This window comes from Thermoleophilum album (assembly GCF_028867705.1).
Taxonomy (GTDB): domain Bacteria; phylum Actinomycetota; class Thermoleophilia; order Solirubrobacterales; family Thermoleophilaceae; genus Thermoleophilum.
Map to the genome: position 1 here is coordinate 225,751 of NZ_CP066171.1, position 24,736 is coordinate 250,486.

The 24,736-nt window shown below is 69.7% G+C and carries 26 protein-coding genes, 5 tRNA genes, 1 other RNA gene and 1 pseudogene; 22 read left to right on the forward strand and 11 right to left on the reverse strand.

Annotated features, from left to right (window positions below; all coding sequences use genetic code 11):
* The first annotated feature begins 41 nt into the window (after window positions 1-41).
* The 5 genes from JDY09_RS01065 to JDY09_RS01085 all read left to right on the forward strand — a co-directional run bounded on the left by JDY09_RS01065 (window position 42) and on the right by JDY09_RS01085 (window position 3,702).
* Window positions 42-114 (forward strand) — tRNA-Arg (locus JDY09_RS01065).
* Window positions 115-193: 79 nt separating this feature from the next.
* Entirely contained in the window at window positions 194-1,129 is a 936-nt protein-coding gene (locus tag JDY09_RS01070; protein ID WP_274717010.1) for a VOC family protein, read from the forward strand.
* A 109-nt stretch (window positions 1,130-1,238) separates the two neighbouring features.
* Window positions 1,239-2,222 (forward strand): bis-aminopropyl spermidine synthase family protein, encoded by a 984-nt coding sequence (locus JDY09_RS01075; protein ID WP_274717012.1) that lies wholly within the window; start codon window positions 1,239-1,241, stop codon window positions 2,220-2,222.
* A 3-nt stretch (window positions 2,223-2,225) separates the two neighbouring features.
* Complete coding sequence (gene speD, locus JDY09_RS01080; RefSeq protein ID WP_274717014.1) at window positions 2,226-3,578, forward strand: adenosylmethionine decarboxylase; 1,353 nt, start codon at window positions 2,226-2,228, stop codon at window positions 3,576-3,578.
* Between the two features lie 51 nt (window positions 3,579-3,629).
* A tRNA-Arg gene (locus JDY09_RS01085) sits at window positions 3,630-3,702 on the forward strand.
* Here the strand turns inward: JDY09_RS01085 and JDY09_RS01090 are convergent.
* A complete protein-coding gene (locus JDY09_RS01090) occupies window positions 3,703-4,437 on the reverse strand; it encodes a lysophospholipid acyltransferase family protein (protein WP_274717016.1) in 735 nt (244 codons plus the stop codon). It lies immediately after the preceding tRNA gene.
* 31 nt (window positions 4,438-4,468) lie between these two features.
* Between JDY09_RS01090 and JDY09_RS01095 the strand changes: the two genes are divergently transcribed.
* Window positions 4,469-5,725 carry an AI-2E family transporter gene (locus tag JDY09_RS01095; RefSeq protein WP_274717018.1) on the forward strand — a complete coding sequence of 419 codons (1,257 nt, stop codon included), beginning with the start codon at window positions 4,469-4,471 and terminating at the stop codon, window positions 5,723-5,725.
* Window positions 5,726-5,772: 47 nt separating this feature from the next.
* On the forward strand, window positions 5,773-6,216 hold the full coding sequence (locus tag JDY09_RS01100) for a universal stress protein (RefSeq protein ID WP_274717020.1): 444 nt from the start codon (window positions 5,773-5,775) through the stop codon (window positions 6,214-6,216).
* A gap of 12 nt (window positions 6,217-6,228) precedes the next feature.
* Here JDY09_RS01100 and JDY09_RS01105 read toward each other — a convergent pair whose 3' ends face one another.
* Window positions 6,229-7,608: a S8 family serine peptidase gene (locus JDY09_RS01105; RefSeq protein WP_274717022.1), complete on the reverse strand. Its 1,380-nt coding sequence runs from the start codon at window positions 7,606-7,608 to the stop codon at window positions 6,229-6,231.
* Window positions 7,609-7,834: 226 nt separating this feature from the next.
* Between JDY09_RS01105 and tadA the strand changes: the two genes are divergently transcribed.
* The 3 genes from tadA (at window position 7,835) to JDY09_RS01120 (ending at window position 9,288) form a co-directional block, all read left to right on the forward strand.
* Window positions 7,835-8,314: a tRNA adenosine(34) deaminase TadA gene (gene tadA / locus JDY09_RS01110; RefSeq protein WP_274717024.1), complete on the forward strand. Its 480-nt coding sequence runs from the start codon at window positions 7,835-7,837 to the stop codon at window positions 8,312-8,314.
* A 117-nt stretch (window positions 8,315-8,431) separates the two neighbouring features.
* Window positions 8,432-8,520 (forward strand) — tRNA-Ser (locus JDY09_RS01115).
* 120 nt (window positions 8,521-8,640) lie between these two features.
* The gene (locus JDY09_RS01120) at window positions 8,641-9,288 is read left to right on the forward strand and encodes a DUF1461 domain-containing protein (RefSeq protein WP_274717026.1); all 648 of its coding nucleotides are present in this window, start codon (window positions 8,641-8,643) and stop codon (window positions 9,286-9,288) included.
* A 44-nt stretch (window positions 9,289-9,332) separates the two neighbouring features.
* Here JDY09_RS01120 and JDY09_RS01125 read toward each other — a convergent pair whose 3' ends face one another.
* The 5 genes from JDY09_RS01125 to JDY09_RS01145 form a co-directional block, all read right to left on the reverse strand.
* Window positions 9,333-10,586 carry a lipase family protein gene (locus JDY09_RS01125; protein ID WP_274717028.1) on the reverse strand — a complete coding sequence of 418 codons (1,254 nt, stop codon included), beginning with the start codon at window positions 10,584-10,586 and terminating at the stop codon, window positions 9,333-9,335.
* Window positions 10,587-10,749: 163 nt separating this feature from the next.
* Window positions 10,750-11,217, reverse strand: a complete 468-nt coding sequence (locus JDY09_RS01130) for a vitamin K epoxide reductase family protein (protein ID WP_274717030.1) — start codon at window positions 11,215-11,217, stop codon at window positions 10,750-10,752.
* The gene (locus JDY09_RS01135) at window positions 11,214-11,912 is read right to left on the reverse strand and encodes a DsbA family protein (protein ID WP_274717032.1); all 699 of its coding nucleotides are present in this window, start codon (window positions 11,910-11,912) and stop codon (window positions 11,214-11,216) included. Before JDY09_RS01135 ends, JDY09_RS01130 begins: the two co-directional genes overlap by 4 nt.
* A gap of 94 nt (window positions 11,913-12,006) precedes the next feature.
* Window positions 12,007-12,816 (reverse strand): cytochrome c oxidase assembly protein, encoded by an 810-nt coding sequence (locus tag JDY09_RS01140; protein ID WP_274717034.1) that lies wholly within the window; start codon window positions 12,814-12,816, stop codon window positions 12,007-12,009.
* A gap of 9 nt (window positions 12,817-12,825) precedes the next feature.
* Window positions 12,826-13,044 carry a hypothetical protein gene (locus JDY09_RS01145; protein WP_274717036.1) on the reverse strand — a complete coding sequence of 73 codons (219 nt, stop codon included), beginning with the start codon at window positions 13,042-13,044 and terminating at the stop codon, window positions 12,826-12,828.
* 17 nt (window positions 13,045-13,061) lie between these two features.
* Between JDY09_RS01145 and JDY09_RS01150 the strand changes: the two genes are divergently transcribed.
* On the forward strand, window positions 13,062-13,892 hold the full coding sequence (locus JDY09_RS01150; protein ID WP_274717037.1) for a gamma-glutamyl-gamma-aminobutyrate hydrolase family protein: 831 nt from the start codon (window positions 13,062-13,064) through the stop codon (window positions 13,890-13,892).
* A 22-nt stretch (window positions 13,893-13,914) separates the two neighbouring features.
* Window positions 13,915-14,004: transfer RNA gene (locus tag JDY09_RS01155), tRNA-Ser, on the forward strand.
* Window positions 14,005-14,327: 323 nt separating this feature from the next.
* Here JDY09_RS01155 and JDY09_RS01160 read toward each other — a convergent pair.
* Window positions 14,328-14,594, reverse strand: coding sequence for a hypothetical protein (locus JDY09_RS01160; RefSeq protein ID WP_274717038.1), 267 nt, complete (start codon window positions 14,592-14,594; stop codon window positions 14,328-14,330).
* A gap of 36 nt (window positions 14,595-14,630) precedes the next feature.
* Between JDY09_RS01160 and JDY09_RS01165 the strand changes: the two genes are divergently transcribed.
* From JDY09_RS01165 to JDY09_RS01175, 3 genes and pseudogenes are all read left to right on the forward strand, one after another.
* Complete coding sequence (locus JDY09_RS01165; protein WP_274717040.1) at window positions 14,631-15,161, forward strand: YqgE/AlgH family protein; 531 nt, start codon at window positions 14,631-14,633, stop codon at window positions 15,159-15,161.
* Window positions 15,162-15,193: 32 nt separating this feature from the next.
* Entirely contained in the window at window positions 15,194-15,565 is a 372-nt protein-coding gene (gene crcB, locus JDY09_RS01170) for a fluoride efflux transporter CrcB (protein WP_274717042.1), read from the forward strand.
* Between the two features lie 5 nt (window positions 15,566-15,570).
* Window positions 15,571-15,897: pseudogene (locus JDY09_RS01175) on the forward strand (DUF190 domain-containing protein); the annotation flags it as partial.
* 144 nt (window positions 15,898-16,041) lie between these two features.
* On the opposite strand, the gene JDY09_RS01180 reads toward JDY09_RS01175, so the two are convergent.
* Window positions 16,042-16,113 (reverse strand) — tRNA-Val (locus JDY09_RS01180).
* A gap of 99 nt (window positions 16,114-16,212) precedes the next feature.
* Between JDY09_RS01180 and ffs the strand changes: the two genes are divergently transcribed.
* Window positions 16,213-16,480, forward strand: an RNA gene (gene ffs / locus JDY09_RS01185) — signal recognition particle sRNA large type.
* A gap of 58 nt (window positions 16,481-16,538) precedes the next feature.
* Here the strand turns inward: ffs and JDY09_RS01190 are convergent.
* Window positions 16,539-16,934 carry a Rid family detoxifying hydrolase gene (locus JDY09_RS01190; RefSeq protein WP_274717046.1) on the reverse strand — a complete coding sequence of 132 codons (396 nt, stop codon included), beginning with the start codon at window positions 16,932-16,934 and terminating at the stop codon, window positions 16,539-16,541.
* 21 nt (window positions 16,935-16,955) lie between these two features.
* On the opposite strand from JDY09_RS01190, the gene dnaX reads away from it, so the two are divergent.
* The 4 genes from dnaX (at window position 16,956) to JDY09_RS01210 (ending at window position 21,060) form a co-directional block, all read left to right on the forward strand.
* Complete coding sequence (dnaX, locus tag JDY09_RS01195; RefSeq protein WP_274717048.1) at window positions 16,956-18,758, forward strand: DNA polymerase III subunit gamma/tau; 1,803 nt, start codon at window positions 16,956-16,958, stop codon at window positions 18,756-18,758.
* Window positions 18,755-19,102 carry a YbaB/EbfC family nucleoid-associated protein gene (locus JDY09_RS01200; protein ID WP_274717050.1) on the forward strand — a complete coding sequence of 116 codons (348 nt, stop codon included), beginning with the start codon at window positions 18,755-18,757 and terminating at the stop codon, window positions 19,100-19,102. Before dnaX ends, JDY09_RS01200 begins: the two co-directional genes overlap by 4 nt.
* Window positions 19,103-19,117: 15 nt before the next feature.
* Window positions 19,118-19,744 carry a recombination mediator RecR gene (gene recR, locus JDY09_RS01205; protein WP_274717052.1) on the forward strand — a complete coding sequence of 209 codons (627 nt, stop codon included), beginning with the start codon at window positions 19,118-19,120 and terminating at the stop codon, window positions 19,742-19,744.
* A gap of 182 nt (window positions 19,745-19,926) precedes the next feature.
* Entirely contained in the window at window positions 19,927-21,060 is a 1,134-nt protein-coding gene (locus JDY09_RS01210; RefSeq protein ID WP_274717054.1) for a GNAT family N-acetyltransferase, read from the forward strand.
* On the opposite strand, the gene JDY09_RS01215 is transcribed toward JDY09_RS01210, so the two are convergent.
* The gene (locus tag JDY09_RS01215) at window positions 21,028-22,296 is read right to left on the reverse strand and encodes a glycoside hydrolase family 3 N-terminal domain-containing protein (RefSeq protein WP_274717056.1); all 1,269 of its coding nucleotides are present in this window, start codon (window positions 22,294-22,296) and stop codon (window positions 21,028-21,030) included. The genes JDY09_RS01210 and JDY09_RS01215 overlap by 33 nt on opposite strands.
* A gap of 121 nt (window positions 22,297-22,417) precedes the next feature.
* On the opposite strand from JDY09_RS01215, the gene JDY09_RS01220 reads away from it, so the two are divergent.
* Together JDY09_RS01220 and JDY09_RS01225 are read left to right on the forward strand one after the other, a co-directional pair.
* Window positions 22,418-23,707 carry an aspartate kinase gene (locus tag JDY09_RS01220; RefSeq protein WP_428837453.1) on the forward strand — a complete coding sequence of 430 codons (1,290 nt, stop codon included), beginning with the start codon at window positions 22,418-22,420 and terminating at the stop codon, window positions 23,705-23,707.
* Window positions 23,704-24,729, forward strand: coding sequence for an aspartate-semialdehyde dehydrogenase (locus JDY09_RS01225; RefSeq protein WP_274717061.1), 1,026 nt, complete (start codon window positions 23,704-23,706; stop codon window positions 24,727-24,729). The genes JDY09_RS01220 and JDY09_RS01225 overlap by 4 nt, the downstream gene beginning before the upstream one ends.
* Window positions 24,730-24,736 lie beyond the last annotated feature (7 nt).

The window sequence follows — 24,736 nt, forward strand, 5'->3', positions numbered from 1 at the left end:
GCACGCACCTGGCGATCGCTAGCCTCGTACCACTGGCACGAGCGCCCGTAGCTCAGCGGATAGAGCGCCACCCTGCGGAGGTGGAGGCCGCAGGTTCGACTCCTGCCGGGCGCACTCGCGCGCGGCGGCGACGCCTGCGCTGGGGCGTGCGGGTCAGGCCCTCCGGTAGGGCGCGACCAGGAAAGGAAGAGCGGTGAAGCTCGAAGGGATCCATCACGTGACAGCAATCTGCGCGGACGCACCGCGCAACGTCCGCTTCTACGCCGGCACGCTCGGGCTGCGGCTGGTGAAACGGACGGTCAACCAGGACGACCCGACCGTTTACCACCTCTTCTACGCCGACGAGGAGGGCAGTGCTGGCGCCGACATCACTTTCTTCGAGTATCCGGGCACGCCCCGCGGTAGCGCCGGCGAAGGGATGGTCCACACCGTCATCTGGCGTGTCGGCTCGCCGGGTTCGCTCGATTTCTGGGGCGAGCGGCTGGAGCGCGAGGGGTTCACGGCGGAGCGCTCCGGCGATGTTCTCTCGTTCCACGATCCCGAGGGGCTCCGCCACGAGCTTGTCGTCTACGACGGCGGCGAGCGACCGCTAGTGGCGCGCGCCCCCGACGTTCCCATAGAGCACGCTCTCCAGGGCTTCCACGGTGTTCGCGCCTACGCCTCCGATCCCGAACGCAGTCGCCCGCTGCTCGAGGAGCACCTAGGTTTCGAACCGAGCGGACCGCAGCAGTGGCTCGTCGCGGGCGAAGATCGTTCCGGCTTCTACGCCTACGACGAGCCGCCCGACACACCGCCCGTGCCCGGTGCGGGCACCGTTCACCACGTCGCGTTCGCGTCGCGGCCCGAGGATCACGGCCGCTGGCGCGAGCGCGCGCTGGCGGGAGGTGCAGCCGTCACGCCGATCATCGACCGCCACTATTTCCGCTCGATCTACTTCCGCGAGCCGAGCGGCGTGCTGTTCGAGATCGCGACGCTCGGACCGGGCTTCGCGGTCGACGAGCCGCCCGAGCGGTTGGGCGAGCGTCTGAGCTTGCCGCCGCGGTTCGAGCCGCTGCGCGGACGGCTCGAGCAAACGCTCAAACCGCTGCCCGACCCGCGCGCCGAGCGGACGGGAAAAGTGCGCAGCTAGTACCTTGAAGACCTTGTGGCCGGCGCGCCCGCCGCCGGTCTCGGTTTCCCGGTCGCAAGTGCCGCCAGTCTGCGGTGCAGGCTGCTGCGCTTCCGAGTCCACAAAGGAGGTGACGCTGCATCCCGAAGAACGTCTTCTCGCGCTGTTGCGCGACACCGCCGACCCCTGGGAAGTGGCGGGTCGGGCACGGGTGCCTTTTCCCGTGCTCGTCGGGATGCTGCGCGACCTCGAGGAGCGCGGCCTTGTCCGTTCTCGTCCCGGCCGGCTGACGCTTACGCCCGCGGGCCGCAAGCGCGCCCCGCGCACCGTCGCCCTCGATAGCCGCGCGCTTGCCGCTCTCAAGCGCCGCTACCTGCGGCTCGTCGCGCAGCGGCCGGACGCCACCGACGCCTACGACCAGGGCCACCTGACCGTCGAAAGCCTGATGGGCCGGCTGCGCGAGATGGCGCGTTTCGGCGACCTCGTCGAGGGGGCGCGGTTCGCGATCATGGGGGACGACGACCTGCTGTCGATCGCCCTGGCGCTCACCGGCGCACCGGCGCAGATCGCCGTCTTCGAGATCGACGAGCGCTTGACCGCCTTCATCGCGGATCTCGCCGAGCGCCACAGCCTGCCGATTGAGGTGCACACCCACGACTTGCGCAAGGCGCTGCCCGCTCGCCATCGCGGTGCCTACGACGTCTTCGTCTGCGACCCCTCAGAGACGCGCTCCGGGTTGCGGATGTTCGTCGGGCGTGGGCTCTCGGCGCTCGCACCCGGCCCCGGCAGGGTCGGATACTTCGGCGTCACGCTCGTCGAGTCGGACTACGAGAAGTGGCGCGAACTGCAGGCGTGGTTGACGGCGCAGCCGGTCGTGTTGAGCGCTGTCATCCCCGAGCAGGGCTTCTACGACAACTGGCCGACGCAGTTGGAGGAGGCGCGCGCGTACGGTCACCCGGCGTTCACGCGCGCCGCGCGGGCGCCGTGGTACCGGTCGGCGCTGTGGCGGCTCGAGACGCTCGCTGGCTTCGAGCCGCGCAACCCGCGCCCGCTCCCCGGCGATCCGATCGCCGACGAGCACTACTTCGCAATTGCGAGCAAGGAAAGGAGGTGAGAGATGGCTCTCGGACGGCAGGTTCTTTGCGAGTTCTGGGGTGCACAAGGTCTCGACGATGAGGAGCTCGCGCGAACTGCGCTCGAGCGCGCCGTCGAGGCGGGCGGGGCGACGCTCGTACGGCTCGAGGTCCACCGCTTTTCGCCGTGGGGCATCTCGGGCATCGCGGTTATCGCCGAGAGCCACCTCGCCTTGCACACCTGGCCGGAACACGGTTACGCCGCTATCGACGTCTTCACCTGCGGCGATACCGATCTAGACGCGATGGTCGAGGTGATGGTCGACGCTTACCGCCCCACCTGGGTCGCCCGGCGCACGGTCGAGCGCGGGTCGCCCGGCGTTGCCGTAGAGGCGAACGGCGCCGTCACCAACGGTGCGGTTGCGAACAGCGCCGTTGCGAACGGCGCGGTCGCGAACGGCGACGGTACCGCCACGGACGTGATCGGCGGCGAGCGCAACGGCCATGGAGCCGCCCGGGACGGGACGCACGGGGATCGCGTCTGGACGTTCGAAGAGCACGAGCCTGCCTCCCCGGTCCGCGCGCTCTATCCGGTCCGGCGGCTGCTCGAGGCGAGGCGCACACCTTTCCAGACGGCGGCGGTGTTCGAAACCCCCGGTCTTGGCCGAGTGCTTGCGCTCGACCAGATCGTGCAGCTCACCGAGCGCGATTCCTTCGCCTACCACGAAGCCCTTGTTCACCCCGTGCTGAACGCCCATCCCGAACCGCGCAACGTCGTCATCGTCGGCGGGGGCGATGGTCACACGCTCGCCGAGGTGCTCAAGCACGACGTGGTCGAGCGGGTAGCCGTGCTCGAGCTCGACGAACATGTGGTGGAGCTAGCCAAGCGACACTTCGAAACGGCGCGTGCGGCGTTCGCCGACCCGCGCGTCGAGTTCCTGCCCGGCGATGCCTTCACGTCGATCGGCAGCCTCGACTTCGCGCCCGCGGTAATCCTCTGCGATTTGCCCGATCCGCTCGGGCAGGCAGCGCGCCTGTTCGGTACGGACTTCTACCGCCGCTGCGCGGAAGTACTGACCGACGACGGTCTTCTCGCCGCGCAGACCGAGTCGCCCTTCTGGCATCCCGACACGGTTCGTTCTTGTCGCGAGGCGATGGCCGAGGTCTTTCCGCGCACGGCGGTGGCGTGGAGCGTCGTGCCCACGTATCCGGGCGCCTGGTGGACCTTCACGATCGGCTCGAAGCGCTATGCGCCCGAAGTGCCCGCCCGCACACCGGAGCTCGATACGCGCCTCTACCGGCCCGAGTGCCACGCTTGGATGTTCGTCCCGCAACCGGTGTGGGACGGGCTTCTGGCGCCCACTGCGCCACCGGCGCTCGCCGGCCAACGCGCCTGAGCGCCCGCGGCGTCAGAGTCGCAGCGGGCGCGGTACCCTAATGAGCCGTCTGCGCCCGTAGCTCAGTGGATAGAGCGTGCGGCTACGGACCGCAAGGTCGGGGGTTCGAATCCTCCCGGGCGCGCTAGCGGCGGCGCCGCCTCACGGTCGCTGCGGCGGCCGCGCTCGCAAGCAGCGCGACTAGCGCCGCGAGCAGGCCTTTGCGGGCGCGCAGGCGCCTGTACTCCGCTGCTACTTCAGGCCACACCGCTCGCTCGACGAGTTCACGAGCGGCGTCGGGCGTGGGCGGTACCGGCGGCGGGAGAATCGGTTTGCCGAACGCCACACGCACCTTGCGCGGCTTCGGTAGGGGGCCCCAGAACAGGCGATGGGTGCCGGTGATCGCTGCCGGCACGATCGGCGCCCCTGTCTCGAGCGCTAGACGCCCGGCACCTCGGTGCGGTTCGCCCAGACGCTCAGGGTCGCGTACGCGCGTGCCCTCCGGGAAAACCACGACCAGCTCTCCCTGCTCGAGTAGCGCGCGTGCGGTGGCCAGCGCCTCCCGGTCGGCTTGTCCTCTACGCACGGGAAACGCTCCGAGACTCACCAGCAAGCGACCGAACGGACCCTCGATCAGCTCGGTTTTTGCCATGTAGCGGAGCGGGCGGGTGGTGGCCGCGCCGACGAAAAACGCGTCCCAGAAGCTTTTGTGGTTTGGGCAGACGATCGCCGCCCCTTGCCGTGGGATGTTGTCGGCGCCTTGCAGTTCCAGTCGGAACCAGACCCGCATCACAACGAGCGCGAGAGAGCGCACGATCCGGTAGAGAAGCGGTGACACACCGCGTCGGCGTGCGAGCTCGTGCGCCTCTCGGTTCGTCACGCAACTACTAGTACCGTCGCGGGTGGCAGCGATGGATCAGAAACCACAGCGCCCGCTGATCGTCGTACCCCGCTGGGTCCAGCTGGTCGGACTGCCGGTTCTGTTGCTCGGTGTGGGGTCGATCGCCGCTGCCGCCGGTCCGGTGCTGCTCCTGTTCGCGGTCGCATCGGTTGTCGCTCTGATTCTCAATCCGCTGGTGCGCGCTGTCGGACGCCTGGGCGTGCCGCGCGGCGTGGCGATCGCCGTCGTCTACCTGGCATTTGTTGCAATGCTCGCAGGGGCGGTGGTGCTGCTCGTGAACCCGATAGCCGGGCAGGTCGACGCTCTTCGCCGCAACCTCCCCGCGTACGTCGACAGCGCCGAGCAGGGGCTCCAGGATGCCCAGCGCTGGCTCGATCGGCACGAGGTGCGCATCAATCTCGTGCGCGGTGGCGAGAGCGTCCTCTCGCGCCTGGAGCGGGACGTCACGTCGCGTTCCGGAGAGCTCGTCTCGTTCACTCGTGACCTCGTCCAGCGCGTCGCCGAGGGGCTGTTCTCGCTGGTGCTGGTCGTGGTCGTCTCGATCTACATGCTGATTTACGCGCCCAAGGCTGCCGAGCGCGTGCGTGCGTTGCTACCACCGGCGCCGCGGCGAGACCCCGAGCGCGATCTGCCGTGGCGTATTGAAAACGCCGTTGCCCGCTACGTCGGTGGGCAGCTCGCCTTCTCGTCGATCATGGGAGCGAGCGCGGCACTGATGCTGTGGGTGCTGGGGCTCGTCGGCCTGTTTCAAGCCGGCCGCGACTACGCGGTGTTCTTCGGTGCGTTTTTCGGAGCGATGGAGCTCTTGCCCTTCATCGGGCCGGTGCTCGGCGCGATCCCGCCGATCGTCGTTGCGCTGCTCGAGAGCCCGCTCTCGGCCCTGTGGGTGGCCTTGGCGTTCGTGGCGCTCCAGCAGCTGGAGGGGCACGTGGTGGCGCCCAACGTCTTCGGACGCGCGCTGCGCATCAACCCGCTGCTCGTGATCTTCGCGCTGCTGTTCGGTGGCCACGTGGCGGGCATCGTGGGTGCGCTGGTGGCCCTGCCGCTGGCGGCGATGCTGCGCGAGCTGTGGATGTACGCACGCGAAAACGTGGTCCTCGAGCCGTGGCCGGCGGCGGACATCGCGACCACGGAACCGCTGGTCGAAGCAGGCTTAGTAGAGCTTCACGATCGCGATCACGATCCCGATCGTGACGAAGATCACGATCAGCGCCTGCATGACGAGCCAGAACCGCGGGAGACGCACACGCGCAGCGTAAGCGACTGAGCGCTTAAGATGGCTGCGCTCGCTCGACGCGCCGGGAGAGGAGGGTGATGTTCAAAACGATGGTCGTCGGTACCGATGGGTCGGCAACCGCCCGCGAGGCAGTCCGTCAGGCTGCGGAGTTGGCGGCCCAGCTCACTGCCACCGTGCATGTGGTGAGCGCGTACGAGCCGGTGCCCGAGCCGCGTTTGCGGCTCGAGCGGCGTGAAGCGCCAGACAACATCGAGTGGGCGATCAACCCTCGCGAGGAGGTCAACGCCGTGCTCGACGAGGCCGCCTCGATGTTGAAGGAGCGCGGCGTCGAGGTTTACCTCCACCCGCGCGAGGGGGACGCGGCCGACGCTCTGCTCGACGTCGCCGAGGAGGTCGGCGCCGATCTGATCGTCGTCGGCAACAAGGGCATGACCGGCGCCAAGCGCTTTCTGCTCGGCAGCGTGCCGAACAAGGTGTCGCACCACGCGCCCTGCAGCGTGCTGATCATCCGTACGACCTGATCGCGCGCGAGCTCACGAACGCCGCGGCGCAAGCGCCGCGGCGGCGTCGAGCAGACCGGCTCCATAACGGTCGTCGCGCCCCGGCGCGCCGATGTCGCGTGCCGTCGCTTGCAGCCACTGTCGCAAGGCGGCCGGCGTCGGGTTGTCGCCGAGCACACGGGACGCGACCACGAGCGCGGCGACGCCGCTCACCTGCGCTGCCGCCATCGAGGTGCCGTTGTAGCCGCGCGGTAGACCGAAGCGGTCGAAGCGCCCTGGCACGAGGAATGTCTCTTGGTAGATGTCGGCGCCGGCGCGCCCCGTGCGGCAATGGCTCTGATCCCAGGGGGTCGCGAGCGGAGCTGCGTCGGCTCCCCCGCCGGGCGCGACGAGATCGAGCCGGCCGCCGTAGTTCGAGTAGCTGGCAAGACAACCGTGCGAGGTCGTAGCGCCGACCGCCAAAACCGTCGGATAGCTGGCTGGCAGCGGGACCGTTTCGCTGCTTGCGTTGCCGGCAGCGGCCACGACCAGGACCCCATTGCGCTCCGCGTAGCTGAGGGCGGCCTGGAGCTCGGGGATACCACCGGAGCCAGTGTCCCGGGAGTCGAGCGTGACGCTCAGGTTCACCACCTTCGCCTTGCGCCTCACCGCGTAGCGAATCCCTTCGGCGACCTCCCAGGCTGTGCCCTCGCCGAGCTCGTCGAGAACCCGTACCGGCAACACCCGCGCCCGGTAGGCGATGCCCGCACCGGCACGAGCGTTGTTCGTACGTTCGACGATCGTCTGGGCTACGTGCGTGCCATGCCCGTTGAAGTCGTAGGCGTAGCGGTCGCGATCGACGAAGTCGTAGCCGCGTTCGACAGTTCCGAGATCCGGTGCGCGCCGGCAGCGGCAGCGGCGGTAGTTGCCGTACGCGACGCCGGTGTCGACGACCGCGACGCGAACACCGCGCCCGCCCGGAGCGCGTGCCCGCCGCGCCAGATCCCACGCTGTGGGAACGCCGATCCCCAGTTGCGAGGAGAGGTGCCACTGGCGGGCGAAGGCGGGGTCGTTCGGGACGAAGCTCGCGCGGGCGCGGTAGTTGGGGGAGGCGGCACTCGCCACGCGCAGAGCGCGCAGCTTGAAAGCGGCGTCGCGCGGCGCGAGCGCGCTCCGATAGCGAACGAGCGCACTGCCGTCGCTGCTACGAGCGACGATCTTGCCGCGGATCGAGCGGATCGCTGCGCGGATCCGTGCGCTGTCGGTGTCCGGGCGCCAGCGCACGATCACCTCGCGTTGCGCGTAGACGCCGCTTCGGTCGCTCGCCCACTCGCTGCGTGCACTGGCGCCGGCGGCTAGCGCTAGCGAGGCGACCAGCGACAACGAGAGCACAGCGAGATGTGTTCCGAAGCGGATGCGCGCTGCATTGCGCATGAAGGCGGCAACGAATATGTACCGTGAACCGGAAACTGCGGCTTTCCTTCGCGGGTAGGTCGGCAAAGTCCTCGCCCCATCGTGCCGGGTGGTGCGGCCCCGCCGCTCCAAAACACCGGTGCGTCGAGTGGTGCAGCGACCGCCGTCCCCTGCGGAGAGGCAGTAAAAACAACACGGTTCGCCGCTCGCGGTTGTGGTGGCGACGGCGACGGCGGGAGCGAGACCGGTGAGCGAGCGTTTCTTCCCACGCGACGAGTACTACATGCGCTTGGCGCTGCGCGAGGCGCAGCGGGCGCTCGCGCACGACGACGTTCCCATCGGCTGTGTGGTCGTCCAGCGCGGCGAGGTGATCGCCGCCGCTCACAACGAACGCGAATTGCGGCAAGACCCGACTGCTCACGCCGAGGTGCTGGCGCTGCGCGAGGCGGCACGGCGTTGCGGTTCCTGGCGCCTGCTGGACACCGTTCTGTACGTGACTCTCGAACCGTGTGCGATGTGCGCGGGGGCGATCGTGCTCGCACGCGTGCCGCGCGTGGTGTATGGCGCACCCGACCCCAAGGCTGGTGCCTGCGGCAGCGTGCTCGACGTGACCGGGGAGAGGCGGCTCAACCATCGCCCCGATGTCGCTGGCGGCCTTCTTGCCGACGAGTGCGGCGAGGTTTTGCGCGCCTTCTTCCGCGCCCGCCGTCGGCCGCCGGGGCGCTAGCTACACGCACGAGTGCCGCGGGTCGCGGCAAGTTCGATCGTGCCCACGGCGAGCCTCCCCCGCCGGCACGCTAGCCTACCCCGACGCCGCAAGCGTTTTCGCTGCGGCATCGAGCCCGGAGGGGTGCCGGAGTGGCTGAACGGGGCGGTCTCGAAAACCGTTAGGGGCCGATAGGTCCCTCGAGGGTTCGAATCCCTCCCCCTCCGCTCGCAGTCGGCGCCGACAGCGACCTTTGTCGCGTGCGTCTGGCTTGCCCTGCCACGACCGGCGATGATCATGGTGTGCGCTCAGGAGCCGGGCAGCGGGTTTCCCTTCGGCTCAGCGAGGTGACGCTTGTCGCCTGCACAGCCGCCGTCTTGACGCTCGCGCCGCCGTTGATGCTTGTGAACCCCGTGGCGAGCGAGCTCCTGCGCGACCTCTTTGCACCCGAGCTCGTAGGCGTGACGGAGGCGGAAGCGGATCGTACGAGCCGTGCGATCGTCGCCTCGATCTACGGTGGCGAGCTCGCGGTCGACGACCCGCGTCCAGGCTACGGTGCGATCACCGCTGAAGAGGTCGCGCACATGCGCGACGTGCGCCGCGCGGTGCTCGCCCTGTGGGCGCTCGTCGGCGGTTCCCTGGTCCTGGCGTGCTTTGCATGGGTGCGCTTGCGCCTCTCGCCGCGGCGGCGGCTGCGAGCGCTGCGCACAGCGGCCTTCGCGTCGCTGGTGTTCGTTGCGCTTGCTGTGGCGTTCGCTCTGCTCGACTTCGCAGCTGCCTTCGCTGGCTTTCACGCCCTGCTCTTTCCCCAGGGCGGTTGGCAGTTCCCCGCTGGAAAGCTGCTCGTCGAGCTCTACCCCGAGCGCTTCTGGCGCGGCGCCGGGGCGATCGCCGCCGCGCTGACGGTGCTGTCGAGCGCCACGGCGGTGGCGATCACGCGTCCTAGCCGCTGGCTGCAAGTGCCGGGAGGAGCACAGCGATCGGCAGACGGGTAGGCGACGAGGCGTGAGCCCCGTCGCCTACCGTGCCGCTCTTGCCGTCAGCAGTTCCCTTGCGGGACCGCGCCGCGCGCGAGCGTCGCTTCCAGGAAGTCGAGCGCGGGTTTCGCTCCGACCGCGAGTCCGAGAGCGTGCTCGGCGAGCGGGTACACCCGCCAGGTCACACGTCCGCCGAGACGACACCACTCGCTGCGCAGCGTCCGTGCCTGGTCGATCGGGATGATCTCGTCGATCCCACCGTGGTACAGGAGCACCGGCGCTGCCGGCTTCGTCGCACCGAGGCGGTTCTCGCGCAGGCGCGCCTGCCACGCCGGTGTGCCAAGCGGGTTCGTCGTCACATAGTCGTCGATGCGCGTGAAGGCGACACCCAGGAAGGTGCCGATGCCGTCGAGGCTGACGAGGCAGAGGTCGCTTGAGCGGGCGAGCAGGTCGCGTCCACGTGCGTTCAGGTAGGTGTCGAGGCGGAGCTCCGGATACGCCGCGTCGTATCCGAGAGCGGCGAGCAGAGCGAACGCGACGAACGGTCCGCCGTCGAGGTAGCTAGCCACCCGCTCGAGATCGGCGGGCACACCGCCGGCAGCCACACCCTTGACGTTGAGCTCGGGCGCGTAGCTGCGGGCGAGTTGTGCCGCCCAGCCGGCGGAGGTACCGCCCTGCGAGTAGCCCATGATGCCGATCGGTGCGCTCGCAGCCAGCCCCGTTCCTGGCAGCCGCAACGCAGCGCGGGCGGCATCGAGGAGCGCGGTGCCCTGTTCGCGCCCGACCTCGTAGGTGTGGAGGCCCGGAGTGCCGAGCCCGCGCATGTCGCTGACGGCGACCGCAAAGCCGCGCGCCAGAGCCGCCTTGATGAACAAGCCCTCGTAGTCAGTGCCACGGCTGAGCGTGTAGGACGGCGCACACGAGTCGCCGACGCCGCGCGTGCCGACGCCGTAAGTGACGAGCGGCCGCGGACCGCTGCCGCGCCACGGCGACGAAGGCACCAGCACCGTGCCCGACACAGCCATCGGTTTGCCGAGTGCCGTTCGGGAGGTGTAGAGCACCTGCCAGGCACGAACACCGGGTACGGGTGTGCGCGCGATCGGGTCGAGGGTGAACGTCGACTGTCGGTAGCGGATGAGCGCCCCCGGCTCAGTGCTGGGAAGCGGGTTCGGGGGCGTGTAGAAGGGATCGTTTGCTGGCGTCGCCGCGAGCGCAGCTGGGGCGACGCCAGCCGAGAGTGACAGTGCAAGCGTGGCTACGGCGGCAACTGTCGCAAGCAGTCGCCGCAGCATCCTTGCGTAGGACCACAACCTCATCGGTCGCTGTTTCCTCCCCCTTGTGTGTCGGAGTCCGCGACTCGAGGCCGAGGCGAGTCGCGCTTTCTACAGGCCTCCCGCCGACGCTACGAAACCAGAGGGCGGTTAGCGCTGTCAAGTCGTCGCGCGCGATCGGGGCCGCGGGCTTCAGGCGTCGTGGGCATCAGGCGTCGGTGCTAGCGACAACGCGCAACACGGTCGTAGCGGCCAGCAAAGTGATCGTGACAGCGCTGGCGACACACCACTGGCAGATCGCTTCGATCACGAACAACTCGAGCCAGGTCAGGTAGAGGCTGAACAGCCAGCCGGCGAGTGCGACGGCCGCGGCGACCGTCGCGCCGAGCGGGTGGGGCACGATGGTCGCTAGGAAGATCGTGACGTAGGCCAACAGGCCGAGCAGAGCGACCGGGACGCCGAGGAAGACGGCGTACTCCGACGTCTGCACGCGCTCGCAGCTGCCGCTGCCGGCTACGCACACCGGGCTGATCCCGGCGTAGTGCACGTAGGTGAGGTAACCGGCGATCGCGATCCCTAGGAGCGCCAACAGCGCGGCCAGCACACGTAGCCGGCGCTCGTCCAGAAAGCGCGTTCGCGCGCTGTTAGAACCGTCGCCGCGACTGCCCGCTCTCACCGCTGTCGAGCGGCGCTGATCGCGCTACGCACAGCGTCGGCTGTCAGGTCGGAGAGGGCGAGCTGCCGCGGCCGCCCACCGGCTTGCATGAGAAACAAAGTCGGTGTGGCGGTGACCCCGAGCTTGCGCGCCTCGCTGTTTGCCCGCTCGAGATCGTCCTCGGCCTCGGGCGTACGCGAGAACGCCAGAGCGCGGTCGACGTCAAGGCCGTCGATCGCACCGGCCACCTTGCGCAAGAAGTCCTCGGTTACGTACCCGGAGTTCTCGCGCCCTTGGTTGCGGAAAAAGAGCTCGGTGAACTGCCACACGCGGTTCTGGCGCGCGGCTCCGGCGGCGAAGCGCGCCGCGGTTTGCGAGTCGGGTCCGAGGAAGCTCAAGATTCGAAGTTCCAGTCGCAACCGGCCCGAGCGCACCTCGTTCGCGATGATCGCGGGCAATCCGTCGCGAGCGAGTTGGGCGCAGTAGGGGCACTGGAGATCGACGAACTCGATCAGCGTCGCCGGCGCGTCCGAACGCCCGAGCGTGTAGCCGCGCTGGGGGATGCCGCGGATAAGGCTGCGAACTTCGCTCGCGCCGCGCAGCTTCCCCGACTTGTCCGAGCTGCCGCTGGTCACGATGCTCGCGACGATCGCCACTGCCGCCACCGCGACCGCGGCGGCGACCACCGCTAGCAGGCGTGTTCGCTTTCCAGTCACGTCGCGTCCGTGGGTCATGAACGGTATCGGCGGCAGGCAGCCGCCGCACAAAGCAGCACAGCGCTGATGCTCCTGGCTGCCAGTAAGGCGCAGCCTAGACGGTTCGCCGCGAGCGCGGACCGGTCGCGTCACCCGGCCTGTCGCCCGCGCGTGCGGCGAGGAAGAAGAGGGCCGTCATTCCCACTGCCAACACCACAACGTCGGTGGTGAACATCAGCGCGGCCCCGAGGCGCTGGTCGGCGAGAGCGTCGAGTCCGAACGCGCGGTCGCCCGCACCGTAGGCGTCCGCGTAGAGCGGCGTGCGCGCAGCGGCGATCGCCATCGCTAACGCCATTCCGAAGAAGCGGGCGGCGAAGAGGTAGGCAAGCTTCCACAGCTCCCCGCGTGCCTGGCGGCGGTGCGGCTCGATCAGCGGCCACCAGACGAGCGCGCTCGCCACTACGAACGCCTGATGCTGGAGAGCGTGCACCAGCGGGTGGCGGAGCGCCGCCTCGAACGCCGGACCGACGTGCCAGCCGAGCAGCACGACCGCGTAAAGCGGCACCGCGACGGTCGGGCGCGCCAAGATCGCGAGCGCGCGGCGCAAGCGCCGCGCACGCCCGAACGCCGCGACCAGACGTTTGGGTACCGCGAGCGCGCCGACCGGGGCCCGGAAACCGAGCAGCAGCAACGGCACGGCGATGTCGGCGAGTAGCAGGTGCTGAGCCATGTGCGCAGCGACCGACTCGCTGGCGCGATGGTCGAGCGGCGATAACAAGGCGCCGGCGAGCGCCGCGACGCCAGCCACGCAGAAAGTGCGCTGCGCCGGCGCCAGCCGCAGATCGCGACGCCGCGCTAAGCGCGCGCCGCGTGCAGCGAGCCCGCCCGTCACGGTGACGGCCGCGAGCGCTCCGGCGTCGACCACGATGCGCTTTCAGCGGTCGCTCGCGGCCGTGCGAGCGGCGCGACCGACCCCGGTAGAGGCGCCGTCGGTGTCGCTGCTGCCGCCGGTCGCTGCGCGGGCGCGGGCGCGGCGGTCGCCAAGCCACAGCCATAGCACGATCGCGAGCGCCGGACCCAGGTACACCGGTAGGGAGATGTACCAGTGGCCGAAATGGCCGATTACGATCAGCGACCCGCTAACCACCGTCACGTGTCAATCTAGCGAGCATGACCCGCCACGTAGCCGGCCGCCGCCCGATCATCGGTATCACCGGTGCCTTCGAGCGCGCGCGCTGGAGCGTGTGGGAAGCCGAGGCGGCGGTGGTCGGGCGCACGTACATCGATCAGGTGCGCGACGCAGGCGGGGCGGCGCTCGTCCTGCCGCCCGACGACGAGGCGGCACTGTCGCCCCACTATCTGCTCGAGCACCTCGATGGCCTTGTGCTGACCGGGGGGCTCGACCTCGACCCCGCGAGCTACGGCGCGCGGCCCCATCCGCAGACCGTGTGCGGCGACGGCGAGCGCGACCGCTTCGAGCTCGCGCTCTGCCACGCCGCGGTCGAGGCCGACATTCCCGTGCTCGGCATCTGCCGCGGTGCGCAGGTGTTGAACGTGGCCTTGGGGGGCACGCTGATCCAGCACTTGCCGGATGTCGTTGGGGACGACCACCACCTTCCGAGTCTCGGCACCTACGGCCGACACGATGTCGAGCTAACACCAGGCTCGCTTGTGGCGAGAACGATCGGGTCCGAGCGCGTGGTCGTGCACTCGCACCACCACCAGGCAGTGGACGAGCTCGGGGAGGGCGTGGTCGCGGTCGGCCGTTCCCTGCCCGACGGCATCGTCGAGGCGATCGAAGTGCCGGGCCGTTCGTTCGTCTGCGGGGTTCAGTGGCACACCGAAGAGGAGCGCCCCTTCTCCCCCCTTTTGCGCGAGCTCGTCGAGCGTGCTCGTGCCCGCATGCTCGCGACCCAAGGCGGTGCCGAGCCGCCGGTAGCCCTGCCGCTCAGCGGCGGCGATGCGCTCGCGAAACCGGTGGCCGATAACAGCGGCAGCTAGCCGGCTACGCTTGAGGCCGCTCGGAGAGGTGACCGAGTGGCTTAAGGTGCGCGACTGGAAATCGCGTGGGCGGCCACAAGCCGCCTCGTGGGTTCGAATCCCACCCTCTCCGCTGCGCCGCCAGCGCGGCGCGATAGAGGTCAAGCGGCATCCGGCAGTTGCCGGATGCCATCGAGCGACGACCGCTCGCCGCGCGCGAATGTCGTAGCTACAAGGTCGCTGCCGCAGCGCTCGCAGCGCAGCGTTCGTGCTCGACCCGGCTCGAAGACGCCTTCGTAGCGCGCACCGCACGCCCCCTGCGGGCACTCGAATAGCGCAAAAACCAATGGCGGCCGGGCGGCGCGAGCAGACCGTTTTTGCTGCGGTGAAGCCACCTGCCGATCATTGCCGTCCCGGCGGACGGATCCATGCCGACAGCCAATACCGGGTGCCGCCCTAGCCGTCGCTGCCGCTTGCTGGATCGTCCCCGGCGGGCACGATCAGTCGCACGTGGCGGAGATTGACCAGCACCACCGGGTAGCTGCGCGCGGAGCCGTCGTCGAGCGCAGTGACGGTGGCGTCGCGCAGCACGAGAAAGTCGACGTCGCGGCGGTTGACGTGGTCGGAGAGGCGGCTGCCGTACCCCTCTGCAGGCAGCGTCAGCTCCCCGCTCACGAGCGTACGGTCCGTCTCGAGGGTTACGCGTTCGGTTCTGCGCTCCATGCCCTGTCCTGCAAGCCTTGTTATCACTTAGCGCTCGTGCGGGGGCAGTCGCTCAGGGGCAAGCTGTTGATCGCTGCGCCGGCCCTTCAGGACTACTTTCGTCGCTCGGTAGTGCTGATCCTGGAGCACACGGACGAAGGCGCGCTCGGGGTCGTCCTCAACCGGCGCGCCGACGTGCGCGTGGCCGATTCCGTTCCCGCCCTGGCGGAGCTCGGTTTCGGCGAGGAGCCGGTGCTGATCGGCGGGCCGGTGCAGCCCACAGCGGTTATCGCCCTCGGGGAGTTCGGCGACCCCGAGGAGGCGAGCTCGATCGTGGTGGGGACCCTGGGCGTGCTCGACCCCGAGCGTCCGCCGCAGACCGTATCGCGCATCCGCGTCTACGCCGGGTACGCAGGGTGGGCTCCCGGTCAGCTCGAACGCGAGCTCGAACAAGAAGCGTGGATCGTCGACAGCGCGAGCCCCGAGGACCCGTTCGTCGACGGCGACCTCTGGCGCATCGTCCTGCGCCGCAAGGGTGGCCCCTACGCCCTGCTCGCCACGATGCCGTCGGATCCCGCGCTCAACTGACAGCGGTTCGAGCCTGCGATCATCGACGGGTCGTGCGCTATGTCGTCGTCGCCGTTTTCGGAGCGCTCGGGGCACTCAGCCGCTACGCCGTGGATGGCGCGATATCGCGCGCCGCGCAGGGTCAGTTCCCGATCGGCACGCTCGTGATCAACGTGGTCGGATCGTTCGCGCTCGGCGCGCTTGTCGAGCTAACGACCAACCGCATGGTGCTACCTGCCGAGTGGCGCATAGCTCTCGGCGTCGGATTTCTCGGCGCGTTCACGACCTTCTCGACGTTCAGCTACGAGACCGTGCGGATGCTCGAGTCCGGTGCCCTTGCGCAGGCGGTGCTAAACGTTTTGGCGTCGGTGGTTCTTGGTGTGGCGGGGGCGCTGTTCGGCGTCGCGGTGGCGCGGGCGGTGTGAAAGCGGTGCGGATCGAGGGACCGGGCAAGCTTCTGCGGATCTTCGTCGGCGAGTCCGATCGCTACCGCGGCAAGCCGCTCTACCAGGCGATCGTCGAGACGCTCCGCGAGCGCGGCCTCGCCGGTGCCACGGTGCTGCGCGGGATCGAGGGCTTCGGGGCGCACAGCCGTATCCACACTTTCCGCTTGCTGCGGCTGTCAGAGGACCTGCCGGTGGTGATCGAGGTCGTCGACAGCGCCGAGCGCATCGACGCGATCATCCCGGTGCTCGACGAGATGGTCGAGGAGGGGCTAGTCACGGTCGAGCCGGTCGAGGTGATCGCTTACCGCAGCGGTGGTCGTGGCGCTCGCGGTGGTGCGGAGGGCGAAGGTGCGAAGAGGGCGGGGGAGAAAGCGCCCGAGGGCGAGCGTGAGGACGCTTGAATCTTGGCTCGCGGCGGCGAAGCGACCGCAGCCACTCGCGAGGTTGCGCGACAGTGGGCGCGGCTGGACTCGAACCAGCGACCTCTCCCGTGTGAGGGGAGCGCTCTCCCACTGAGCTACGCGCCCGCGCCAGCGCAGTCTAGCTGCGCAGGGTGGTTGTCACCGTGATGCAGCATCTGTGCGGCAACGGTGCGGACGGCGGTCGCGGTGTATCCTCGCCGTGGACCGTGCTAGGCGGGGAGGTAGCGGTGCCCTGTCACCCGCAATCCGCTCTAGCGGGGCCGAATTCCCGTCCGAGGGGTGCGGCTCCCGGGTTCGGTCGCGCCGCCGGAAGGCGTCGATGGCCGGGTCCCGCGCGGTCGGCGCCCGCGAACCAGGTCAGGTCCGGGAGGAAGCAGCCTTAAGCGGTAGCGCCTTCGCGCCGCGGACAAGCCTGGCCGGAGTCGGACGACGGTGTCGGCCTCCGGGGGCGGCTTCGAAGGCGGGTGCACGGTCCACTCTTTTCCCCGCCGCCGCGCGCTCACCACCTTCGGGATTCGCCGCCGAGTGGGCTAAATGAGCGCGACGATCGCGTCGATTTCGATCGCCGCTCCACGCGGAAGCGCTGCGACCCCGACCGCTGCCCGTGCCGGCGCGTGACCCCCGAGCTCGGCAAAGAAGCCCTCGTACGCCTCGTTGATCTCGCCGAAACGAGCGAGCTCGGTGGTGTAGACGGTGAGTCTGAGCGCTCGGCGTAGCGAGGTGCCGGCGGCTTGGCAGACCGCCTCGAGGTTCTCGAGGCAGCGCCGCGTCTGGTCGCCCAGATCGAGCTTGACGAGCTCGCCGGTGCTCGGATCGAGCGGCAGCTGTCCCGAGCAGTACAGCACTGTGCCGTGAGCGATCGCTTGGCTGTAGGGGCCGATCGCTTGTGGTGCGTTCGCGCTCTCGACGGTTCGGATCTCGGTCATCGCCTTAGCATGCACACGCGGATGCGTTCCCTCTACCGTCGCCACCGGCCGCGCACGTTCGACGAGGTAGTCGGACAGGAGCACGTGGTACGCACGCTGCGCAACGCGATCGCGCGCGACCGCGTGCACCACGCCTACCTGTTCGTCGGTTCCCGCGGAACCGGCAAAACGAGCATGGCGAAACTGCTCGCCTGCGCGCTCAACTGCCAAGGGGCGCCGCGCGCCGACTTCGATCCCGAGGATCCGCGCTGCCGTGCGATCATGGCCGGCGGTTCGATGGACGTCGTCGAGATCGACGCCGCCTCGCACAACTCGGTCGACGACATCCGCGAGCTGCGCGAGAGCATCCACTTGGCGCCGATGGAGGGCGGCCGCCGCGTCTACATCCTCGACGAGGCGCACATGCTCTCGACCGCCGCCTGGAACGCGTTTCTCAAAACGCTCGAAGAGCCGCCGCCGCACATCGTTTTCGTGCTCTGCACGACCGAAGCGCACAAGGTGCCGGCGACGATTGTCGATCGCTGTCACCGCTTCGACTTCACGCGACCGAGCGCCGATCAGTTGCGCGCGGTGCTGCGCAGGGTGGCCCAAAAGGAGGGGATTTCTGCTCCCGACACGGCGCTGGCGCTGGTGGCACGGGCGGCGAACGGCAGCTTTCGCGACGCCCTCGGCACGCTCGAGCAGCTCGTCGCCTACTGCGGCGATCAGCTCGACACTGAAGCGGTGCGCGACCTCTTGGGTCTCGGGAACAGCGAGGAGGTGGCCGAGGTCGCCGAGGCCGCGATCGCCGGCGATGCCGCCAGGGCGCTGCGCGCGCTAGCCGCAGTTTGCGAGCGCGGGCGCGATCCCGAGCGCTTCGCGCGCGAGCTCGGCGACCACTTTCGCTTGCTGCTCGTCGCGGGCGCGAGCGGCGAGCTGCCCGCCGCTGTCGGCCTAACCGAAGAGGAGAGCGCGCGCATCGTCGACCAGGCGGCGCGCTGCCCCACGTGGGTGAGCGCGCGCATGCTCGATCTCCTCGCGGAAGCGCTCGCACGGGTGCGCGAGGGCGGCGAGCCCCGCTTGCAGCTCGAGCTGGCGCTCGTCAAAGCGTGCGACCGCACGAGCGAGCCGACGCTCCACGCGTTGATGCGGCGTATCGAGGATCTGGAGCGCCGCGTCGCCGGCGTCCCGGGGACGGCGAGCGGCGCGGCGGTCGGCGCCGCAAGCCGCGAGAGCGCGGCGAGCGCGGTCGAAGGCACCGTCGGTGCGGGAGCGCGCTCCGACACAGCACACGATGCGCAGCCCCCCGCTGCCGGTGACGAGCCGAGCGGAGGCGTGAGCCCTGTCGGCGACGACCGTAGCGAGGACGCTAGCGGCGCCCACCCCGAGGCGAGCGCTGCCGGTGGCGAAGGCCGGGTCGCGAGCGCACCGCCGGCGCCTGCCTCGCCGCGCAGCGACGCCACCGCGATCAGCGGCGGCGTGACCCTGGCGACGATCGTGGAGCTCTGGCCAGCGCTTTGCGAGGCCGCTCGCGAGCACAACCACATGCTCTCGCACTGGCTTGCCCAAGCACGACCATCGTCGCTGGAGGACGGCCAGCTGACCGTCACGTTCCCCGAGACGATCAGCTTCGGGTTCCGCAAGGTGAAAGAGCAGCGCGAGCGCGTCGTCGAGCTCTTGCGCGGTCTCGTCGGTGCGCCCGTGGCCGTTCGTTTCGAGGTGGCGGCCGCGGAATCGTGCGCGTCCGGCAGCGATCGACTCACCGACGACGAGGTCGTGGAGGCGTTGAAACGCGAGCTCGACGCACGCGAGCTCGGCGAAAGCGAAGAAGAGGAGGGGACGTGAAGAAGGGCAAGCAGCCGAACCTCGGTGATCTCGTCAAGCAGGCGCAGCGTCTGCAAGCCGAGGTGGCGAAGGCGCAAGAGGAGCTCAAGGCGGCGACCGTCGAGGCCAGCGCCGGCGGCGGCATGGTGCGGGCGGTGGTGAGCGGCGATCTCGAGTTGCGCGAGCTGCACATCGACCCGCGTGCGATCGATCCCGACGATGCCGAGATCGTCGCCGAGATGGTGATGGCCGCGGTCAACGAGGCGCTGCGCAGCGCCCAGGAGCTCGCCAACCGCAAACTTGGCGCGGCGACCGGCGGTCTCGCCGGCATGCTCCCTGGCGAGCTCGGCCTGCCGCCCTTCTAAGCTCGCCGCGAGCGGATGGCCGAGGCACCGCTGGGCACGCCAACCCAGGCTGACGCGCTCGAGCGCGCGATCACCGAGCTCTCGCGTCTCCCCGGCATCGGCCGCCGCACCGCTCAGCGGCTCGCCTTCTTCTTGCTCGGGCGCAGCGGGCCCGAGGTGGCAGCGCTCGCCGAAGCGCTGCTCGACCTCAAACGGCGGATCGGCGAATGCCGCGTTTGTTTCAACTTCGCCGAGGGCGAGCTCTGCGCCGTGTGCTCCGACGAGCGCCGCGAGCACGGCCTGATCTGCGTCGTCGAACAGCCCAGCGACATCTTCACGATCGAGCGCAGCGGCGAGTTCCGCGGCCGTTACCACGTGCTCGGCGGTGCGCTGTCACCGATCGATGGTGTCGACGTCGAAGATCTCCGTTTCGCGCAGCTTTTCGAACGCATCGCTCGCGAGCGACCGCAAGAGGTGGTGATCGCCACCAACGCCACGACTACCGGCGAGGCGACCGCCCTCTACCTTGCCGACGAACTACACCGGCGCTTCCCTGAGCTGCGCGTGACCCGGCTCGCGAGCGGCTTGCCGGCCGGTGCCGACCTCGAGTACGCCGACGAGCTGACCGTGAGCCGCGCCCTGCGTGGCCGGTACGCGCTGTAGCGAGCGGCTCGCGCGGAGCCCTAGTCTCGGGTAAGCTGGCGCGGGAGCGGCGCCTCCCCACCTAGTGCGCCGCAGCTACTAGCTGTACGTCCGAGATGCCGGCCTTTGTCGAGGCTTTAGCCGTCGTTCCTGCCCCCGCTGCACGCAAAAGTGCCTCCGCGCAGGGGTTGCGTTTAACGCGCGTGCGGCTGCGCGATCTGTCTGCGAGCGACATCGCGCAGTGGGCGGAACTGGCCGAGTCGAGCAGTCACCCCAACCCTTTCTGGCATCCCGATTTCGTCCTTCCGGCAGCGATGGTTCTCGCGCCGCGCAATACGGTCGAGCTGGTGGTGGCGCACAGCGGCGACGGGTGGCTCGGCTGCTTGCCGGTTTGCCACGCGAGCCGCGGGCCGCTGCAGTTACTGGCAAGTTTCACTAACGCCTACTGCTTCGACGGGACGCCGCTTATCGCGGCCGGCTGCGAGGAGCAGGTCGCCGAGGCGCTTGTCGCGCACTTCGAGCGCGAGGTGCGCGGCGCGCTGTGGCTGCCGACGTTGGTCGATGGTCCAGCGACCACCGCGCTGATCGCTGCCCTTGGTGAGAGCCGCAACCTCGAGATCGCCGAGGAGCGCTCGTGGGAGCGGTCGGTCCTGACGGAGAAAGGTGCCGGGGAGCTCGCCTCCCGTCTCGGCAAGAAGGGCCGCAGCGAACTGCGGCGCCGTCGCCGGCGGCTTGCCGACGATCTCGGCGCTGCGCCGCGCTGCAAGCCGCTCGACAGCGGCGACGCCGTACTTAACGAGTGTCTGCGTGTCGAGGCGAGCGGCTGGAAGGGGAAGGCCGGCACCGCGCTTGCCTGCGACCCCCACCACGCCGGTTTTTTCCGCCAAGTAGCGCGGGCCTTCGACACCCGCGGGGCCTTCGTTGTTTACGGCTTGCTTGTCGGCGATCGCTTGGCCGCCTTCGTGACGGCCTTGTCGGCGGGCGGCCAGCTGTTCGCGTTCAAGCGCGGTTACGACGAGGGGCTGCGCCGCTACGCCCCCGGTCGCTTGCTCGACCTCGATTTCGCCGACTACTTCGTGCGCGAGCGCCCTGAGCGACTCGTCGACTCGTGCTGCGACAGGGGCGACGACGTGATGGCTGGCCTCTGGCCGGAGCGGCGCGGCGTGCGGTCGCTGCTCGTCACGCGCGGGTGGGCGCTGCGCGCCGCTACGCGCGTTGCGCTCCCCGCTTACCGCGGCGCTCGGCGCGCGCTGGCGGCGACATGTACGCGAGCGACTGGCAGTGCGCGACGGCTCCGATCGCGACTAGCCTCCGGCGGCGCTCGGCCCGGCGAGTAGCCCGTAGCTGCGCTTCAAAAGCAGCACGCGCTGCACCGCTTCGTCGAGGCGCGCCCGTGGCAGAAGGCGTGTGCGCACCGCATGGACGATCGCGGCGTACGCGGCCAGCTGGTCGCCGGGTGTGCCCGAGATCCAGACTAGATCGGCACCGGCGCGGAGTGCGGCGACGGCGCCGTCGCTGGCGCGGACGAAGTCGCGAACCGCAGGCGACGCGAGATCGTCGCTGATCGCCACGCCGGAAAAGCGCAGCTCGCCGCGTAAAAGATCGACGAGCACGCGGCGCGACATCGAGGCCGGGGTCGAGAAGTTCTCGAAGGGGTAGAGAGCGTGAGCGACGACGACTGCTTGCGCGCCGGCGCGAAACGCGGCGGAGAAGGCGGCGAGATCGCGTTCGCGCAGGCTGTCGAGGTCGCGCGTCACGGTCACGGGGCCGCTTTCCGGCGGGCGGTCGGCCGCGCCGATGCCTGGGAAGCTCGCCGGCGCGCAAACCACGCGACGCTCCAGGCATGAACGTACGGCCAGCGCGGCGAAGGTCGCGACCTCCGCGGGATCGGTCGAGAAGACGCGCGTGCCGAGGGCAGGCTCGTCGTCGCCGGCGACGTCGGCGGGCACCCCGACGAGTCCCTGAAGGCCGTTGCGCCTCGCCGCGTCGGCCGCGACAGCGTATGCGTCGGCTGCCTGCCGCACCGTCGCGTACTCGCCGATCGACAGTGCGGGAGGGGCGGGCAGGGCGTTACCTGTGCCGCCCGGTTGCAGTGCGAGCAGCAGCGGCTGAAGCGTTCCGACCTTGCGCACCTCGTCGCGTAGCTGTCGTACGAGTCGAGCGAGGTCGGCGCGGCGACCCCAGTCGCTGCGCCGCACTATCACCGCCCCGAAGCCGCCGCGTGCCAGCCGTGCCAGCTCGGTGCGCTCGGCGGTGCGGGCCGGAGACACGGCGATCACCTGGGCGGCAGCGGCCTCGAGCGGCAGGCGGCGCACGTACTCCCCGAGTGTCCGGGGCGGGCGTGATGCCTTCCCCGTTCCGGTCGGTATGGGCGGGACGATCCGTGCCAGGAAAGAGACGAGCGGGCGCTCGGCCCGCAGCGGCTGGCGGCGCTGCTCGTCGTGCCACGCCGTCCCCACCACGACGCCCGCTGCAAGCGAGAGCGCGGCGAGGGCAGCGAGCGCTGCCAGCGCGCGGCGCCCCCGGCGGGTGGCGAGCAAACGGCGGCGGGCGGGCGGCTGATCCGCGGACATCGCGCGCAGGGTATCTTTCGCCCACGTGGCGACCGGCCGATCCGACGAGCGCACGACAGCTTCGGAGCGCCGGTCGACCCGTGGCGCCGCCGAGACGCAAGTGCAGCGACCGATAGTCGTGATGAAGTTCGGCGGCACCTCGGTCGCCGACGCCGAGCGCATTAAGCGGGCCGCCCGCCGCATCGCCGAGCGACACGCCGAGGGGAACGCCGTCGTCGCTGTTCTTTCGGCGCGCGGCAAGCACACCGACGAGCTGATCGCGCTCGCTCACGAGGTCTCGTCGCGACCGCACCCGCGAGAGATGGACATGTTGCTTTCGACCGGCGAGCGGATCTCCTGCGCGCTCGCGGCGATGGCGATCAACGATCTCGGCTACGAGGCGATCTCGCTGTCGGGTTCGCAGGCCGGGATCGTCACCGACTCGACGCACACCAAGGCGCGGATCATCGACGTGCGAGCGGACCGTATCCGGCGCGCGCTTGCGGAGGGCAAGATCGTGCTTGTCGCCGGTTTCCAAGGGGTCTCGCAGGATTCACTTGACGTGACGACGCTTGGCCGTGGCGGATCCGACACCACGGCTGTCGCCCTCGCCGCGGCGTTGGGCGCCGAGGTGTGCGAGATCTTCACCGACGTCTCGGGTGTCTTCAGCGCCGACCCGCGTATCGTTCCTGATGCGCGCAAGCTGCCGCTGCTCACCTTCGAGGAGATGCTCGAGATGGCGGCGTCAGGTGCGCGTGTGCTGCAGCTGCGTTCGGTCGAGTACGCCCGCAACCACGGCGTCACGATTCACTGTCGTTCGAGTTTCGAGGAAGGGCCAGGCACCTTCGTCGTCGACGAGGCAACAACCATGGAGAGACCACTAGTCACCGCCGTCACGCACTCGACCGATGAGGCGCGGATCACGCTCACCGGCCTTCCCGATCGGCCCGGTATCGCTGGCCGGGTGATGACGGCGCTGGCCGAGCGCGCGATCAACGTCGACATGATCATCCAGAACGAGCCGGTGTCGGAAGGGCATCGCGCCGACATGTCGTTCACCGTTCCCCGTGCCGACCTCGAGCTGGCCCGCGAGACGCTCGAACCGCTTCGCGACGAGCTCGGTTTCGGCGACATCGCGACCGACGAGCGGATGGGCACCGTGTCGCTGATCGGTGCCGGCATGCGCAGCCATCCGGGCGTCGCCGCGAAAGCGTTCAGCGTTCTCGGCGACGCCGGGATCAACATCGAGATGATCTCCACCTCGCCGATCAAGATCTCCTGCGTGATACGCGAAGAGGACGTGCCGCGAGCGGTGCGCGCCCTACACGACGCCTTCGGTCTGGCCGAGGGAGCCGACGGCGCCGACCTCGTCGGTCCGGCAGCGGCCGCGCGTTCGCGTCCGGCTAGCGGCGAAGAGGACGGGCGACGGTGAGAGTTGCTGTTGTCGGCGCTACCGGCGCCGTCGGCCGAACGATCCTGAGCGTGCTGGAGGAGCGGGAGTTTCCCGCCAGCGAGGTCGTTCCCTTCGCGTCGGAGCGATCTGCTGGCCGCGAGATCGCGTGGCGAGGCGGCACTCTGCGCGTCGAGCCGCTGGTCGACGGCGCCGAGGAAGGTTTCGACATCGCGCTGTTTTCGGCCGGCTCGGCCGTGTCTGGCGAGTGGGCGCCGCGCTTCGCACGGGCCGGCGCGGTGGTCGTCGACAACTCCTCGCGCTGGCGGATGGAGCCTGAGGTGCCCCTCGTCGTCGCCGAGGTCAATCCCGAGGCGCTCGACGACCACCGCGGCATCGTCGCCAATCCGAACTGCTCGACGATGCAGATGGTGGTGGTGCTGAAGCCGATTCTCGACGCGGTCGGGATCGAGCGCGTGGTCGTCTCCACCTATCAGGCGGTGTCAGGCACCGGGCAGCGCGCGATCGAGGAGCTCCACCGCCAGACGGAGGCGCTGATCGCAGCCCAGGAGCTACCGCCGCCGAGCGTCTACCCGCACCGCATCGCCTTCAACGTGCTGCCACAGGTCGAGACGTTCAAAGACGGCGACGACTACACCACCGAGGAGCGCAAGATGATGAACGAGACGCGCAAGATCCTCGGTCGCGACGACATCGGGGTGTCCGCGACGTGCGCGCGGGTCCCGGTGTTCAGCTCACACTCGGAGTCGATCAACGTGCAGACGCGGGAGCCGCTGTCGCCCGAGCGGTGCCGCGAGTTGCTCGCCAGCGCTCCCGGGATCGTCGTCGTCGACGACCCCCACAACGGGCGCTATCCGCTGGCGATTGATGCCGCTGGTCGCGACGAAGTGTTCGTGGGACGCATCCGCCGCGACCCCTCGCACGAGCGCTGCCTCAACATGTGGGTGGTCGCCGACAACCTGCGCAAAGGCGCGGCCACCAACGCCGTGCAGCTCGCCGAGCTGCTTGTCGAGCGCGGCCTGGTCGGCAGCGCGGCGCGCTGAACTCGAG

Coding starts and splice junctions, on each gene's coding strand:
- JDY09_RS01125 (WP_274717028.1), bottom strand. CDS start 10,586: ATGAGGTTGTGGTCCTACGCAAGGATGCTGCGGCGACTGCTTGCGACA.
- JDY09_RS01105 (WP_274717022.1), bottom strand. CDS start 7,608: ATGCGCAATGCAGCGCGCATCCGCTTCGGAACACATCTCGCTGTGCTC.
- JDY09_RS01150 (WP_274717037.1), top strand. CDS start 13,062: ATGACCCGCCACGTAGCCGGCCGCCGCCCGATCATCGGTATCACCGGT.
- JDY09_RS01220 (WP_428837453.1), top strand. CDS start 22,418: ATGAAGTTCGGCGGCACCTCGGTCGCCGACGCCGAGCGCATTAAGCGG.
- speD (WP_274717014.1), top strand. CDS start 2,226: ATGGCTCTCGGACGGCAGGTTCTTTGCGAGTTCTGGGGTGCACAAGGT.
- dnaX (WP_274717048.1), top strand. CDS start 16,956: ATGCGTTCCCTCTACCGTCGCCACCGGCCGCGCACGTTCGACGAGGTA.
- recR (WP_274717052.1), top strand. CDS start 19,118: ATGGCCGAGGCACCGCTGGGCACGCCAACCCAGGCTGACGCGCTCGAG.
- JDY09_RS01095 (WP_274717018.1), top strand. CDS start 4,469: ATGGATCAGAAACCACAGCGCCCGCTGATCGTCGTACCCCGCTGGGTC.
- JDY09_RS01160 (WP_274717038.1), bottom strand. CDS start 14,594: ATGGAGCGCAGAACCGAACGCGTAACCCTCGAGACGGACCGTACGCTC.
- JDY09_RS01100 (WP_274717020.1), top strand. CDS start 5,773: ATGTTCAAAACGATGGTCGTCGGTACCGATGGGTCGGCAACCGCCCGC.
- JDY09_RS01190 (WP_274717046.1), bottom strand. CDS start 16,934: ATGACCGAGATCCGAACCGTCGAGAGCGCGAACGCACCACAAGCGATC.
- JDY09_RS01215 (WP_274717056.1), bottom strand. CDS start 22,296: ATGTCCGCGGATCAGCCGCCCGCCCGCCGCCGTTTGCTCGCCACCCGC.